This window comes from Pseudomonas sp. B7(2017) (genome assembly GCF_002112745.1).
GTDB classification, from domain to species: domain Bacteria; phylum Pseudomonadota; class Gammaproteobacteria; order Pseudomonadales; family Pseudomonadaceae; genus Aquipseudomonas; species Aquipseudomonas ekonensis.
Genome location: NZ_NEIP01000003.1, coordinates 30242 through 46195, shown reverse-complemented (window position 1 = coordinate 46195; position 15954 = coordinate 30242). Strand labels below are relative to the sequence as shown.

Here is a 15954-nt window from a genome sequence, read left to right as displayed (position 1 = left end):
CGACGTCCCACGCTAGGCGGGACGTCGGCGCCGGCCTCAGCTCGACTGCGCCGTGTCGTCCGCCGGCACTTCGTCCAGCAGGTCATCCTGGCCGGGCAGTTCGGTGATCACGCTGAAGTCACTGACCTCGACCGCGCCCGCCCCGTAACCCAGCAGGTGGAAGGAGAACGCCTTGCGCGCCATCGGGTTGTCGAAGCTGAAGTCCATCTCCAGCGGCTGATCGGCGGTGGCGACCATTTCCGTCGGCAGGCCCAGTTGCACGTCCTGCTCCATTTCCTTGGCCTTGAGCTGGATGAAGGCGGCCTGCGCCGGATCGACCGAGCGCACGGTCAGGCGCACGCGGGTGTGGGAACCCTTGGGCATCTCCAGGTACTGCGCGCCGATCAGGTTGTCGGCCCAGTCGTCCTTGATCTGCGCCTGCAGCGGGATCACGTTGGAGCTGCCGAACTGGTAGCGCTGATTCAGCGGCGAACGCAGCAGCGACAGGTCCAGCGCCGTGGCGCGGGCGGCGATCTGCCGTGCGCTCTGGCCGCTGGCGTTGCCCTTGAACGTGGCGCTGTCGGCGATGAAGCCGGCGCTGGCGTAATCCCGGCAGCGGCGCGGCATGTCGCACTCGGTCAGCACGCCCTGGCCGTTGTGGTAGCGCAGCTTGCCGTTGGTGAAGGACATGATCTCGCGGCCCGTGTCGTAGTCGCGAAACAGCGAACGGCCGCTCAGGGCGGTGGGCACCGGCAGGTCGAAGTAGTCGAGGATCGATGCGCTGAGGTCGACATGGCCGTAGACGCCTGCGTTCAGCCGCGGCAATTGCGCGTGCTCCGGGGCCAGGGTCAGGTTGAAGCCCCAGGACGAGGCCAGGCGCACGCCGTCGATGCCGTGGGACTCGTCGGAGGTGATCACCACCAGCGTGTCCTTGAGCACGCCCTGGCGTTCGAGGCCGGTCAGGAACACTTCCAGCGCATCGTCCAGATACCCGACGGCGGCCTGTTTCGGCGTGTCGTAGCGTTGCAGGTACTCGTCCGGCGCGGAGTAGGGCTGGTGGGTGCCGACGGTCAGCAGGGTGAGCATCCACGGCTGCTTCTGCTTCTTCAGTTGGGCGACGTAGTCCAGCGCGCCTTCGAAGAACGCCTTGTCGTCCTTGCCCCACGGGAATTCCAGGTAGTTGGCGCGGGTGAACCATTCAAGGCCGTGGGTCGCATCGAAACCGATGTGCGGCATGATCTTGTCTTTGGCCATGAACCGCAGGCCGGCGCCTTGCAGGTAGTGGGTGGCGAAACCGTGCTGGCGCAGCTGGGACGGCAGACAGGCCTGGTTGCGTTCGTTCTGGGTGAGCATCTCGACGCCCTTGGGCGTGCCGTTATCGAGCTTGTCGTAATCGCCGCAGAGCATGGCGTACAGGCCGCGGATGGTCTGGTGGGTGTGCAGCACGTAGTCCGGGGTGTTCATGCCGCGCTCGGCCCAGCGGCTGAGGTTGGGCATGAGGTTTTCCCGGTAATGGCTGCCGATGGCCTCACGGTTGGCGCCGATGTAGGCGCCGGGGATGCCTTCCAGGGCGACGATCAGGACGTTGCGGGCCTGCCCCGGGGCGCTCAGCAGCTTGTGGCCGTTCAGGTCCAGGTCGGTGAGCCCGGCCATGGGCGGGGCGGTGTGTTCGACGTCGCCCGCCAGCCATTCTTCGGCCTGCATCTGCGCGTCGGCGACCTGGGCGGCGAGCAATTGATGGGGCAGGTTGTACAGGCGCCACGGGTCGGCGTCGCTGGGGGCGACATGCTGCGCGGCCCAATGGGCGCCGAACAGCAGCAGCGGCGCCGCCCAGGCGGCGCGGGGCAATGCCTTGGCTTCGGTGGCGCGGCCGGCCCAACGGGTCAGCAGCCACAGCGCCAGGGCCAGCAGCAGGGCAACGGCCACGCCGGGATGGGCGAAGCCGCCGCCGGTGGAGTTTTCCACGAACTGCGGGTCGATCAGGTAATGCAGGTCCGCCGGGTTCGGCAGGCGGCCGACGGCGCTGACAAGCTCCGCGGTCGCCACCGCCAGCAGTCCCCAGAACAGCAGCAGCGGCAGCGCCAGCCACCACGGCCGGCGGTGCAGCAGCACCACCAGCAGGCTGCCGATGGCCAGGTCCGACAGGTAACCGAACGTGGACGACCATCCCAGCGCCGCACGCAGGCACACGGGCACGATCAGCGCCAGGGTGATCAGGGAGAAGAGGCGGGCGTGAGGATGCCGCAACCGGTGAAAGAGAGCGTTCACGAAAAAAGACCTTCCAGCCATCAAACCGTCATAAAAGTGTGCGCGATGATACCAAGGGCAGGCATTCGGATCGCGCGATTAAACGCAGGCCAAGATCGGCCCCGGACACATCCGGCGGGCACGGGCAGGCGAATCGCGGGCGCGGGCGGTTGGGACAGGGGACGCTTTTTTGTATCAACCTATTTAAAAAGTATTAATGCCTTTGATCCGGCCCGGCTGCATTTGCGAAACATTGCGATTTACAATGCGCCACCTCTGATGGAGTCCGATCCTCGTGGATGTGTTCGCGCAGCTCTCGACAGGCCTCAACCATTTCGTGATCGCTCCGGTCACCGGGCAGTTCCTTGGCCTGTTCGATCTGAACGGGCGCCTCGGCGTGGTGTTTCTGCTGGCCTCCTACGCCGTGGCCTACGGACTGTACCGTCACCGCAAACGGCGTGGCCTGACCGGGGCGGGTTCGTTCTGGCAGTTCATCGGTGGCGGCCGGATCCACGGCCACCGCTCGGCGTGGCTGGATTACCGCTACTACTTCATCAAGGCCATCCTGCGGGTCGCGCTGGTGCTGCCGGTCGTCGGCCTGGTCGATCCGTACATCCTGCGCTCCGGCGACTACCAGCGGTTTTTCACGCAACTGTGGGGCGCCCGGGAACAACTTCCCGATCATCCGTTGCTCGCCGTGTCCTACGGGCTGGGCGTGTTCCTGTTCAGGGATTTCCTGCATTACTGGATCCACCGGGCCTTTCATTCCCGCTGGCTGTGGGAATTCCACAAGGTCCACCATTCGGCGCCGGTGCTGGTGCCGGCCACGGCCAGCCGGATCCACATCGTCGAGTCGCTGGTCGAGCGGCTCGTCATCACCGCCGGCCTCGGCGCCTTCGCCGGCGCGGTCTGGTATGCCTGCGGCGGGGAGGTCAGCCGCTACACCCTGTTCGGCGTGACCTGGCTGGTGCTGATCGTCAACAGCCTGGGGGCCAACCTGCGCCACAGCCATGTCTGGCTGTCGTTCGGGCCTGCGCTCGAGCATGTGCTCAACAGCCCGGCCCAGCACCAGATCCACCACAGCGACGCACCGCGCCATTTCAACAAGAACTTCGCCATCAACCTGTCGCTGTGGGACTGGCTGTTCGGCACGCTGTACGTGACTACACCGAAGCCTGAGGCCTTGCGCTTCGGCACGGGGGAGCAGGATCGCGAGCGTTACCTGACGCTGTACGGGCTGGTCATCACGCCGTTCGTGGAGACGGCGCGCAAGCTGTTCCCAAAATCCGTGTGGGGGCGAGGGTGGTGGGTCAGGCACCGGTGATGTCGCCTGTGCTGGCCTCATCGCTTGCAGGCAAGCGCCTACAGTTTTGGGTGGTGTGCATGAATCCTGCGAACACCCGGCATTCCGTGAACGCCCGTCTATAGTGAGAAGGCTGTGCGAAATGGGTGGTGCGCCTGTCGGTGATCGGCGGGGGCGCCGAGACGACAGGCTGTGCCTCTGAATCAGGAGATCGCCATGAGCCAGATCGATAAAGTGCTGTACACCGCAAAGACCCACACCACCGGCGGACGTGACGGCGCTTCGCGCAGTTCCGACGGCATCCTTGACGTGAAACTGTCCTCGCCCGGCAGCAACGGCGGCGGCACCAACCCGGAACAGTTGTTCGCCGCCGGCTGGTCGGCGTGCTTCATCGGCGCGATGAAGGCGGTGGGGGCGCAACAGAAGATCAGCGTTCCGGCGGACGTGGCCGTGGACGCCGAAGTGGATCTGGTCACCAATGCCGGAGGGTATCTGCTGCAGGCGCGGCTCAACGTGAGCCTGCCGGGGATGGAGCGCGCCGCCGCGCAGAAGCTGGTGGAGGATGCGCATCAGGTGTGCCCTTATTCCAAGGCCACGCGCAACAACATCCAGGTCGAGTTGAAACTGGTCTGAGCCCAGGCGGCCCGCCCGCGTTGCGCGGGCAGGCCGGTTCAGCCGGGGATCAATGCATCTTGCTGTGATCGTGGCCTTCCATATGGGTCAGCGAACGCACGGCGGCCTTCACTTCAACCGTTTCCTGGTCGCCCTTGGCGTTCTCGACGGTCAGGGTCAGCGGCACGCTGTCGCCTTCCTTCACCTGGCCGGTCAGGCCCATCAGCATCACGTGGTAGCCGTTCGGGTCGAAGGTCACGGCCTTGCCGGCCGGCAGGTCGACGGAGGCCACCGGGCCCATCTTCATCACGTCGTCCTTCATGCTCATTTCGTGGATCTGCACGTCCTTGGCCACCGGCGACGCCACCTTGACCAGTTTGCTGTCGCTGTCGGCGGTGACGGTCATGAACGCGCCGGTCGCCGGCTGGCTGGCGACGGTCGCGCGCACCCAGGCGTCATCGACCTTGGTCTGCGCCGACGCCTGGAAAGCCAGGCCCAGCAGGGACAGGGCGCAAGCGGCACGTTTGAGGGTGTTCAGAACGGGGTGCATCAGCAGACCTCCATAACGGTAAGCAAATCTTCCGTGCACTCTTGTGCCGAAAGCGATTGGGACAGGCCCAGGCGCAGTTCGCCCCGGGAGTCGTAGACGTAGCTGGTGGCGGTGTGGGAGATCGTGTAGGTGTCGCCGGCCGGCACCTTCTCGAAGAACACGTCGAATTCCTTGGCGGTGGCCTTGGTCTCTTCCAGGGTGCCGTACAGCGCGACGAAGCTCGGGTCGAAGGCCTTGACGTAGGTGTCGAGGATCTGCGGCGTGTCGCGCTCAGGGTCCAGGGTGATGAAGATCACCTGCAGGCGGTCGCCGTCCTTGCCCATCAGCTTCTTGATCTTCGCCGCACGGGCAAGCGTGGTGGGGCAGATGGCCGGGCATTGGGTGAAGCCGAAGAAGACCATCGGCATCATGCCGCGAAAGCTCGACAGCGTCAGGGTATTGCCTTCGGTGTCCTTGAGCTTGAAGGTGCGTCCCAGGATCTTGTTGCTCAGATCCTTGCCGTACTTGTACGACAGTTCACCACGGGTGTCGCAGCCGGCGAGCAGGCCCAGGCCCAGCACACCCATGCCGGCCAGCACCTGGCGGCGGGTCAACGAAGCGGTCATCGATTTAGCGCCCTTTGCGAGCCCGTCGGCGTGCAGCCGTCCGGGCGGGGTTACCGTAAAAGCGGCGCATGATAGCAAAGCGGGGAGCGCTCCCGGCTGCCGAACGGCGGTCTAGACACATGGTGCGACAAATGGCCGCGATCAGCGGGCGGCGTCCGGCGGCGCCTTCCAGCCCCCGCCCAGGGCGGTGTACAGGTTCACTTCGGCGACCAGTTGCGCCAGCCGGTCGTTGATCAGGCCTTGCTGGGAACTGAACAGCGAGCGCTGGGCGTCGAGGAACGTCAGGCTGCTGTCGACGCCGCTCAGATAGCGGTGCTGCGCCATGTCGTAGTAGTCCTGGGTGGCCTGCACGAGGTCGTGCTGGGCCTGAAGCTGATCCCGGTAGGTCTTGCGCGCCGCCAGGCCGTCGGCCACTTCCTGAAACGCGGTCTGGATCGACTTTTCGTACTCGGCCACCGTGATGTCCTTCTGCAGCTTGGCGTAGTCCAGGCTGGCGCGCAGGCTGCCGGCGTTGAACACCGGCAGGTTGAGCTGCGGCTGGAACGTCCAGGCGCCGGAACCGCCCTTGAACAGCCCGGCCAGGTCGGGGCTGGACGTTCCCGCATTGGCGGTCAGGCTGACGCTGGGAAAGAACGCCGCCCGCGCCGCGCCGATGTTGGCGTTGGCGGCCTTGAGCTTGTACTCGGCCTGAAGGATGTCCGGGCGGCGCTGCAGCAGGTCCGACGGCAACCCCGCCGGCAGCTGCGCCACCAGGTCGTTGGCCAGCGGCAGCGCCGGCAAGTGTTCGGGGATCGGCGCCCCCACCAGCAGCGTCAGGCTGTTCAGGTCCTGAGCCACCTGCCGCTGATAGCGCGCCAGGCTGGCGCGGGTGCTGTCGACGCTGGTCTGCGCCTGGATCTGCTCCAGCGCCGACGATTTGCCGGCCTCGCGGCTGCGGGTGGTCAGGCGCAGGCTCTGTTCGTCGGCGGCCAGGGTTTCCTGGGTCAGGGCCAGCAGTTCCTGGTCGGCGCGCCAGGTCAGGTAGGCGCTGGCGACGTTGGCCACCAGGCTCAACTGTGCGCTGCGCCGGGCCTCTTCGGTGGACAGCCAAGTCATCAGCGCCTGCTCGCTGAGGCTGCGCACCCGGCCGAAGAAGTCCAGCTCGTAGGCGCTGACCCCGAGGTTCACCGCATAGGTCGAGGTGATCATCGCCTTGGTCCGGGTGACGCTGGGCGGCATGCGCCGGCGCAGTTCGTTGCCGTTGGCCGACACCGCCGGAAAGAGGTCGGCGCGTTGGATCCGGTACTGCGCCTGGAAGGCCTCGACGTTGAGCGCCGCCACCCGCAGGTCGCGGTTGTTGGCCAAAGCGCTTTCGATCAACTGTTCCAGGGCCGGATCGTTGAACAGCCCCCGCCAGTCGTCGACGCCGACCGCAGGCTGCGTGTTCGCCGCGTAGGCCGGGCCTTGCGGATACTGCGCGGCATTGGGCGACTCGGGGCGGCGATACTCGGGAATCAACGAACAGCCGCTCAAAAGCAGGGCGGCGCACAGCAGGGAAAAGGGCAACCTGGACATCAAACAGCCTCATGCACGCAAAGAACGGGCGCCGCTGTGCAGGGGCCCGAAGTGAACCGACCGCCGGATCAGGCGCCGGCCATCCATTTCGCCAGACCGTGCCGCCCGCTGACGCCCAGCTTGGCCGTCGCGCGTTTGAGGTAGGTCTCGACGGAGCTGTTCTTCACCCGAAGCCGCTCGGCCAGTTGCGGCACGGTGCCGCCGGTCAGCAGGCCCAGGCAGACTTCCTTTTCCCGCACCGACAGGTTGATTTCGCTGAGGGTCAGGCGCTCCTCGAACACCTGGTGCAACGGCGCCTGGTCCTGGTCGGCCACGGGCGGTCGCAGGTGTCGGGCGGTGGTCTGCCGGCTGAGGTGGGCGTGGCGCTCGATCAACGGCAGCAGGGTGTCGGACAGGCTCTTGAGGAACGACAGCTCCGGCAGGGAAAACACCCGGTGCGTTTGCGGGCGGTAGAACGAAATGACGCAGCGGCGATTGGAGTTGCGCGACACCAGATTGCATTGATGGACACCCAAATGCGGGTGGCGGTGCTGGAGCGAGGCCTTGAGCTGGATCAGCAGCGAGTCGTTCATCTCGATCATTTTCTGCAGCAACGGATGGTCGTCCGGCCGCTGCAGGGGATCCGGGGGCGGGAACGTCTGCGGCTGGCCGGCGCTGCCCAGTGCCTTGACCTCGACCACGCTGGCCTGGCGCTCGTCCAGCGTCCATTCGCTCAGGTCGACCCGGTTGACCGGCACCAGGGTATCGACCAACTGGAACAGGTTGGTAGCGAACCGTTCGTCGCCGGTGCTGGCGATCAATTCGCCCAGTTGCCAGTAGAAGTGCGGGTTTTCCGTGTTGCGGATACTGCCGGTCAGATTCATGTCTTTGTCATCCTTGTCTTCACGCCTTTACCGAATCGTCTGCCGTGCACACGCCCCTGCAAGTCCCGTTTCTCCTTGAGCAGGGATTTAAGCCTATGGGTTTGTCTTGCGTCTGTAAGGGAAAGCGGGGACACAAATTGCCATCTTTTCTGAATTGATGCGCCCACGATTCCTACGCGGAATGGGCTGCGAAAATCGCCCCGGTGACTGAACGGTTAATCACAGGGGCACTAAACCGGGAGGATCGGCGAGATTGGCCGGCAAAACCGGATCTAGAGCGTGCCGCAGGTATGGCAATTGTCCTACAAGACTTTCAGCTATTCCTTTCGGGACGTAAGGGGCGGTTGCCGAGCGCCCGTCGTGGCCCCGCGCAAAAGGCAGGCGCGGCGCCCGGCCCGGGTGTCCGGGTTTCACGTGTCATGCCGCTTCCGGGGCCGGTGCTTGAATACCGGCACAATCACATGAGAAGGATCTTATGAACTCATTTGCTGCCGATGCGGCGGACGGACTGTCCGCGACCGCCGAAACCTTTGCGCTGACCGCCGCCCAGAGTGACATCTGGCTCGATCAACTGCGTCAGGGCGATTCGCCGCTGTACAACATCGGCGGCTATGTCGACCTGAGCGGCCCGCTGGAGCCTGAGCTGATGCAGGCGGCGCTCGAACGCCTGGTGGCCCGCCACGACGCCGTGCGCACGGTTCTGCTGCCGGGGGCGGGCGAGCAGGGCATGCCGCTGCAGCGCTTTGCGCGGTCGCTGCCGGCGCCGATGCCGCTGCATGACTTCTCCAGCCATCCCGACCCTGAAGCGGCGGCGCGGGCGTTGATCCAGGAGCGCATCGAACAGCCCTTCACGCTGGACGGCGGGCCGCTGTTCCGCTTCCTGCTGATACGGCTGGACCGTCAGCGGCACTGGCTGTCGATCCTGGCCCACCACCTGATCACCGACGGCTGGGGGTTCGGCGAGATGCTCAAGTCGCTGGACGAGATCTACAACGCGCTGGCCAGCGGCGACCAGCCACCCGAAGAGGCGCCGTCCTACGTCGACTTCATCCTCGACGATGCGCGTTACCACGGCTGTGCGCGGTACGAACAAGACCGTGCCTACTGGCTGGACAAGTACCGCCACGTGCCCGAGCGCCTGCTGCTGCCCCGTCATCAGGAACGCCACGGGCCGGCTGCGGCACCGAGCCGGATCTTTTCCCAGCCGTTCCCGGTCAGCCTGCACGAGCGCATGAAGCAGGTGGCGCGGGAGTTCGGCGCCTCGGCGTTCCATGTGCTGCTGGCGGCGATGCACGTCTATTTCAGCCGCTCCGCCCAGCGCGACGAATGGGTGGTGGGGGTGCCGCTGCTCAACCGCTCCGGGGCCCGTTTCAAGTCCACCCTCGGTCTCTTCACCCAAGTCAGCGCCGTGCGCATGGGGTTTGGCCGCGAGCTGTCGTTCAGCCAATTGATCGTGGCGATCCGCGATGAGCTGAAACAGGACTTCCGCCATCAGCGCTTTCCCCTCAGCGAAATGAACCGGGCGCTGGGCCTGCTGCGCGAGGATCGCTCGCAGCTGTTCGAACTGACGGTGTCCTACGAGCAGGACATCCACGAGTACCGCTACGGCGAGGCCCGAGGGGAGGTGGTCAAGGTCTCGAACCACGAGGAAGGCACGCCGCTGTCGGTACATCTGCTCAGCAACCGCAGCAACGAAAAGGACAGCCTGTACCTGGTCTACAACGAAGCCTATTTTGACGCCGACGACATCAAGGTCCTGGCCGAGCGCCTGCTGTGGGTGCTGGAGCAAGGGCTGGAGGACGCCGGCCTGGCGGTGGCCGACTTCAGCCTGGCCACCCCGGCGGAGGCAGCGTTGCTGCAGCGCTGGAACAATACGCGCACCGACTTCCGCCAGGGCCAGCCCGTGCACCGGCGTTTCGAGGCGCAGGCGGCGGAGCGTCCCCAGGCCCTGGCGGCCATCCATGAAGGCAGGCCGTTGACCTACGCCGATCTCGACGGGCAGGCCAATGGCTTGGCGCACCACTTGATCGGCCTCGGCGTGCGCCCCGACGACCGGGTGGCGGTGGTCGCCCGGCGCGGGCTGGACACCCTGGTCGGCCTGCTGGCCATCCTCAAGGCGGGCGCCGGGTATGTGCCGGTGGATCCGGCGCACCCGGCCGAACGGCTGCGCTACCTGCTGGAGGACAGCGCCCCCGTGGCGGTGCTGACCCAGAGCGATCTGCGCGAACGCCTGCCGAACTCCGCCGTGCCGGTGGTTGAGCTGGACCGGCGCCGCTGGCCGATCAACCCGGCCAGGCCCGATGTGCCGGCGCTCACCCACCGGCACCTGGCCTACGTGATCTACACCTCCGGCTCCACCGGCTTGCCCAAGGGCGTGATGGTCGAGCACCGCACCCTGTCGAACCTGATCGACTGGCATTGCGAGGCCTTCGGCCTGCGCGCCGGCAGCCATGCGTCGAGCCTGGCCGGGTTCGGCTTCGATGCCATGGCCTGGGAGGTCTGGCCGGCGCTGTGCGTGGGCGCGACCCTGCACCTGGCCCCGGTGCAGGCCCCGCTTGAGGAGGGCGGCGAAGACATCGATGCGCTGCTGGCCTGGTGGCGCGCGCAACCTTTGGACGTGAGCTTCCTGCCGACGCCGGTGGCCGAATACGCCTTCAGCCGTCAGCTCGGCCACCCGACCTTGCGCACGCTGCTGATCGGCGGCGATCGCCTGCGCCGGTTCGACCGCGAACAGACGTTCGAGGTGATCAACAACTACGGCCCGACCGAAGCCACGGTGGTCGCCACGTCCGGGCGGGTCGTGGCGGGGAAGGCGCTGCACATCGGCAAGCCGATCGCCAACGGCACCGTGCACCTGCTCGACGACCGGCAGCGTCCGGTGCCGGTCGGCGTGGCCGGGGAGTTGTATGTCGGCGGCGCGGGGGTGGCGCGGGGTTACCTGAACCGGCCCGAACTCACCGCCGAACGCTTCCTCGACAACCCGTTCGCTGAAGGGCGGATGTACCGCACCGGCGACCTCGCCCGCTGGCGCAACGACGGCACCCTCGAATACCTGGGGCGCAACGACGATCAGGTCAAGCTGCGCGGCGTGCGCATCGAGCCCGGCGAGATCGAGGCCGCGCTGCTCAGCCACGACGCCGTGCGCGAGGCCGTGGTGCAGGTGCGCGACGGCCAGCTGCTGGCCTGGTTCACCGAGGGCCGGGCGCTGGACATCCGCGAGCTGCACGAGCACCTCAAGGCCCGTCTGCCGGGCACGCTGCTGCCGGGGGCCTACGTGCGCCTGGAGACGCTGCCGCTGACCGCCAACGGCAAGCTGGACCGCAAGGCCTTGCCGGATCCGGGGCCGGAGGCCCAGGTTCGCCGTGAATACGAAGCGCCGTCGGGCGATGTGGAAACCGTGCTCGCGCAGCTGTGGGCCGAGGTGCTGCAAGTGGAGCGGGTGGGGCGTCACGACCATTTCTTCGAACTGGGCGGGCACTCGTTGCTGGCGGTGGGGCTGATCGAACGCATGCGCCAGGCCGGCCTGAGCAGCGACGTGCGCGTGCTGTTCGGCCAGCCGACCCTGGCGGCCCTGGCTGCGGCGGTGGGCAGCGGCCGCGAGGTCGAAGTGCCGCCCAACCGCATTGCGCCCGGCTGCACGCACCTCACGCCGGACCTGCTGACGCTGGTGCGCCTGGACCAGGCGGCCCTCGACAGGATCGTCGCCACGGTGCCGGGCGGCGCGGCCAACGTGCAGGACATCTACCCGCTGGCGCCGTTGCAGGAAGGCATCCTCTATCACCACATCACCGCGCAGCAGGGCGATCCGTATCTGCTGCAATCGTGGCTGGCGTTCGATGACGCCGAACGTCTCGACGCCTTCGCGCAGGCACTGCGCCGGGTCATGGCGCGCCACGACATCCTGCGCACGGCGGTGCTCTGGGAAGGGCTGGACGCAGCGGTGCAGGTGGTGTGGCGCACAGCCGAACTGCCGATGGAGGAAGTCGTTACCGACCCGGCACAGGGGGACGTCCTGGCGCAGTTGCACGAGGGCTTCGACGCCCGCCGTTACCGTCTCGACATCAGCCAGGCGCCCTTGATCCGCTTGGTCTACGCACGGGATCCGGCCCATGGGCGGATCGTCGCGACCCTGCTGTTCCATCACCTGGCCATGGACCATATCGCGCTGGAGGTGATGCGCGAAGAAATGCAGGCCAGCCTGCTGGGCCTGAGCGAGCCGTCGGCGCCGGCGGTGCCGTACCGCAACTATGTGGCCCAGACCCGGCTCGGCGTCAGCGAACAGGAACACGAGGCGTTCTTTCGCGGGATGCTCGGCGACATCGACGAGCCGACGCTGCCCTTCGGCCTGCAGAACGTGCAGGGCGACGGCCGCGGCATCGAAGAGGCGCAGCGGTCGCTGCCGGCGGACTTGGACCTTCGCCTGCGCGCGCAGGCCCGGCAACTGGGCGTGAGCGTGGCGAGCCTGCTGCACCTGACGTGGGCGCGGGTGCTGGCGGCGACCTCCGGACAGGAGCGGGTGGTGTTCGGCACCGTGCTGATGGGGCGGATGCAGGGCGGCGAGGGCGCCGACCGGGCGTTGGGGGTGTTCATCAACTCGCTGCCGTTGCGGGTGGACGTGAACCTGGGCGTGCGCGCCGCCGTGCAGGCGACCCACGCCCGGCTGACGGCGCTGCTGGGGCATGAGCATGCGTCGCTGGCGCTGGCCCAGCGCTGCAGCGGGGTGGCGTCGCCGTCGCCGCTGTTCAGTGCGCTGCTCAACTACCGGCACACGGACGAGCGCACCCAGGACGCATCTGCCGTTCAGGCGTGGCAGGGCATCGAGACCCTGGCCAACGAAGAGCGCACCAACTACCCGATGACCCTCAGCGTCGATGACCTGGGCGACGGTATGCGCTTGACCACCCGGGCCGTGGCGGGCATCGGCGCGCAGCGGATCGGCAGTTACGTGCAGACCGCATTGCAGGCGCTGGTCGAGGCCTTGGAGCAGAGCCCGCACCAGCCTGTGAACCGACTGTCGGTGTTGCCGCCGCAGGAACTTGAGCACCTGCTGGTCGGGCTCAATGCCACCGAAGTGGATTGTCCGCTCGAACAGCCCGCCCATGTGCTGTTCGAGGCGCAGGTGCGGCGCAAGCCGGACGCCGTCGCATTGCAGTTCGAAGGGCAGTCCCTCACGTACCGCGAGCTCAACGAACGGGCCAACCGCCTCGCCCATCACCTGCGCGGGCAGGGCGTGCAGCCGGACGCGCGGGTGGCGATCTGCGTCGAGCGCAGCCTGGAACTGGTGATCGGCCTGCTCGCCATTCTCAAGGCCGGCGGCGCCTACGTGCCGCTGGATCCGGACTACCCGCTGGAACGCCTGCACTACATGCTGCAGGACAGCGAACCGGTGGCGCTGCTGATGCACGGGGCGACCCGGCGACTGCTCGGCGAGCCCGGCGTGCCGCTGATCGAGATCGACCGCGGCGACTGGCAGGACGCGCCGGCCGGCGACCTGACGGTGCCGGGCCTCGGCGCTTCGAACCTGGCGTACATGATCTACACCTCCGGCTCCACCGGCACGCCGAAGGGGGTGATGGTCGAGCACCGCAGCCTGTGCAACATGGTGCACTGGGGCTCGCAGATCAGCCCGCCGACCGAGCACGGCGCGCTGTTGCAGAAGGCGCCGTTCAGCTTCGACAGTTCGGTGTGGGAGATCTTCTGGCCGCTGTGCGCAGGGCTGCGCCTGGTGCTGGCGCGCCCGGACGGCAACCGCGATTCGGCCTATGTGACGCAAGCGATCCGCGAGCAGGGCGTCACCGTGGTCAAGTTCGTGCCGGCGCTGCTGCAGCAGTTCATCGAGCAGGACGACGTCAGCCAGTGCACCGGCCTCACCGACGTGCTCAACGGCGGCGGCGAGCTGACCGTCGCGTTGGCCCGTGCCGTGCGCCGGCGCCTGCCGTGGGTGCGCCTGCACAACGTGTACGGCCCGACCGAAACCACGGTGGACAGCACCGGCTGGACACTGGAGCCCCACGAGCCGGTGCCGGAGGGCGCGATCCCCATCGGCAAGGCCTTGAGCAACACCCGTCTGTACGTCCTCGATGCCCACGACCAACCGGTGCCGATGGGCGTCAGCGGCCAGCTGCACATCGGCGGCGTCGGCGTTGCGCGGGGCTACCGGGGGCTTGCGCCGATGCAGGCCGAGCGCTTCATCGACAGCCCGTTCGTGCCGGGGGACCGGCTCTACCGCACCGGCGACCTGGTGCGCTACCGCCCGGACGGCCACCTTGAGTTCCTCGGGCGCAACGACTTCCAGATCAAGCTGCGCGGCCTGCGTCTGGAGCCGGGCGAGATCGAGGCGCGGCTGACCGAACACCCGGCGGTGCGCGAAGCGGTGGTGACGGTGCGCGACGAGCGCCTGGTGGCGTACTTCACCGTGCGCGAGGGGTTCGCGGCGCCGGCCATCGAGGCCTTGCGCGCCCATGTGCTGGAGCGTCTGCCCGAGTTCATGGCGCCGGGGGCCTATGTGAGGCTGGACGCGTTGCCCCTGACCCCCAACGACAAGGTCGACCGCAAGGCCTTGCCCGCACCGGGGGCGGAGGCGGTGCTCAGCCGCCGCTACGAAGCGCCGCAGGGCGATGTGGAGATCCGCCTGGCGCAGATCTGGGCCGAAGTGCTGGGGCTTGAGCAAGTCGGGCGCGACGACCACTTCTTCGAGCTCGGCGGCCACTCGCTGCTGGCGGTAAGCCTGGTGGCGCGCATGCGCCAGGCCGGGCTGCACGTGGATGCGCGCACGCTGTTCAGCCAGCCGACGCTGGCGGCCCTGGCGGCGCACACCCAAGGCCAGGCCCGGCAGGTGGACATCCCGCAGACCACCATCCCGGTGCTCGACCGCAAGCGGCGGCTCTGACCGGCCCCTGTGGCAAGGGAGCCCTCGCCACAGGGGATTGTCCCCGCTTCCCATGTCAGCCCCACGGGGCTTGATGTTTTAGCTTTTCCAGGCTGTGCGCAGCGGGCACGGACTCGATGCTGCGCGCTTCTTTTTTCGAAATTACAGCAGGTTACCTCATGCAATTCAGTGAACTGATGGCTGTTATCTCCACCCATGCGATCCGCCTTCAACAGGACGATGAAGATCTGGTCATTCTGGGCAACGACGACGCGCTGGACGATGCGTTGTGGGACAGCCTCGCCGAACACAAGGCACAATTGCTGGAACTGGTGGCCCGCCACGGCGGCGACTGGCAGAGCCCGGCGCTGCGCATCACCCCGGACATGCTGCCGCTGGCGAAACTGGATCAGGACACCCTCGACCGCCTCGTCGCCGCCGTGCCGGGCGGGGCGGCCAACGTACAGGACATCTACCCGCTGGCGCCTTTGCAGCAGGGCCTGCTGTATCTGCACCTCTCGGCGGCCGAGGGCGATCCCTACGTGTCCCAGGCGCGGTTCACCTTCGACGGCCGCGAGCGGCTGGAAGCGTTCGCCGACGCGCTGCGTTGGGTGATCGGCCGCCACGACATCCTGCGCACATCTTTCGTCTGGGAGCGCCTGGACGAACCGCTGCAAGTGGTGTGGCGCGAGGCGCCGCTGGTCTGCGAAGAAATGCCGCTGGACGGGCGCGGGGACGTGCTGACGCAACTGCTGGCGCGGCACGATCCGCGGCATTTCCGCCTCGACCTGCAACAGGCGCCGCTGCTGCGGCTGGCGTTCGCCGAAGATCCGGCCAACGGCCGGGTGGTGGCCCTGCTGCTGTTTCACCACATGATCATGGATCACGTCGCCCTCGACGTGGTGCGCCGGGAAATCCAGGCGCACCTGCTCGGCCGCGGCGAAGAGGTTGCGGCGGCCGTACCGTTTCGCAATCACCTGGCCAAGGCCCGTCTGGAGGCGGACGAGGCGGCGCAGGAGGCCTTCTTCCGCGACATGCTCGCCGACATCGACGAGCCGACGCTGCCCGGCGGCCTGCACGACGTGCAGGGCGACGGCCAAGGCATCGAAGAGGCCTGGCGCATGCTCGATAGCGACCTGAGCCTGCGCCTGCGCGGGCAGGCCCGGCAGTTGGGGGTGAGCGTGGCGAGCCTGATGCACCTGGCGCTGGCGCGGGTGCTGGGGCAGTTGTCCGGGCGCACGGCGGTGGTGTTCGGCACCGTGCTGCTGGGGCGGATGGAGGCGGGCGACGGCGTCGAGCAGGCCCTGGGCATGTTCATCAACACCCTGCCGCTGCGGGTGGATATCGGCGACGGCAGCGTGCGCGACGGCGTG

The 15954-nt window shown here is 67.4% G+C and carries 9 protein-coding genes (1 of these 9 running past the window's edge); 4 read left to right on the top strand and 5 right to left on the bottom strand.

Annotated elements, in window-relative coordinates; all coding sequences use genetic code 11:
• Positions 1 to 36 precede the first annotated feature (36 nt).
• Positions 37 to 2247 carry an LTA synthase family protein gene (locus CAG29_RS06620; RefSeq protein WP_085583595.1) on the bottom strand — a complete coding sequence of 737 codons (2211 nt, stop codon included), beginning with the start codon at positions 2245 to 2247 and terminating at the stop codon, positions 37 to 39.
• Positions 2248 to 2521: 274 nt separating this feature from the next.
• Between CAG29_RS06620 and CAG29_RS06615 the strand changes: the two genes are divergently transcribed.
• Together CAG29_RS06615 and CAG29_RS06610 are read left to right on the top strand one after the other, a co-directional pair.
• Positions 2522 to 3550, top strand: coding sequence for a sterol desaturase family protein (locus tag CAG29_RS06615; protein ID WP_085694027.1), 1029 nt, complete (start codon positions 2522 to 2524; stop codon positions 3548 to 3550).
• Positions 3551 to 3745: 195 nt separating this feature from the next.
• Positions 3746 to 4162, top strand: coding sequence for an organic hydroperoxide resistance protein (locus CAG29_RS06610; RefSeq protein ID WP_085694025.1), 417 nt, complete (start codon positions 3746 to 3748; stop codon positions 4160 to 4162).
• A 49-nt stretch (positions 4163 to 4211) separates the two neighbouring features.
• On the opposite strand, the gene CAG29_RS06605 is transcribed toward CAG29_RS06610, so the two are convergent.
• From CAG29_RS06605 to CAG29_RS06590, 4 genes are all read right to left on the bottom strand, one after another.
• Positions 4212 to 4691 (bottom strand): copper chaperone PCu(A)C, encoded by a 480-nt coding sequence (locus CAG29_RS06605; protein ID WP_085694024.1) that lies wholly within the window; start codon positions 4689 to 4691, stop codon positions 4212 to 4214.
• Positions 4691 to 5296, bottom strand: coding sequence for an SCO family protein (locus CAG29_RS06600; RefSeq protein WP_085583603.1), 606 nt, complete (start codon positions 5294 to 5296; stop codon positions 4691 to 4693). The genes CAG29_RS06605 and CAG29_RS06600 overlap by 1 nt, the downstream gene beginning before the upstream one ends.
• A gap of 141 nt (positions 5297 to 5437) precedes the next feature.
• Positions 5438 to 6850, bottom strand: a complete 1413-nt coding sequence (locus tag CAG29_RS06595) for an efflux transporter outer membrane subunit (RefSeq protein ID WP_085694023.1) — start codon at positions 6848 to 6850, stop codon at positions 5438 to 5440.
• A gap of 68 nt (positions 6851 to 6918) precedes the next feature.
• Positions 6919 to 7713, bottom strand: coding sequence for a helix-turn-helix transcriptional regulator (locus tag CAG29_RS06590; RefSeq protein WP_085583607.1), 795 nt, complete (start codon positions 7711 to 7713; stop codon positions 6919 to 6921).
• Positions 7714 to 8188: 475 nt separating this feature from the next.
• Between CAG29_RS06590 and CAG29_RS06585 the strand changes: the two genes are divergently transcribed.
• Together CAG29_RS06585 and CAG29_RS06580 are read left to right on the top strand one after the other, a co-directional pair.
• Positions 8189 to 14602, top strand: coding sequence for a non-ribosomal peptide synthetase (locus CAG29_RS06585; RefSeq protein WP_085694021.1), 6414 nt, complete (start codon positions 8189 to 8191; stop codon positions 14600 to 14602).
• A 158-nt stretch (positions 14603 to 14760) separates the two neighbouring features.
• Positions 14761 to 15954: the 5' portion of a non-ribosomal peptide synthetase gene (locus tag CAG29_RS06580; protein WP_085694019.1), read on the top strand. Its footprint extends 11874 nt past the window's final position; the window shows 1194 of its 13068 coding nt (coding positions 1-1194); the start codon lies at positions 14761 to 14763; its stop codon lies beyond the right edge, outside the window.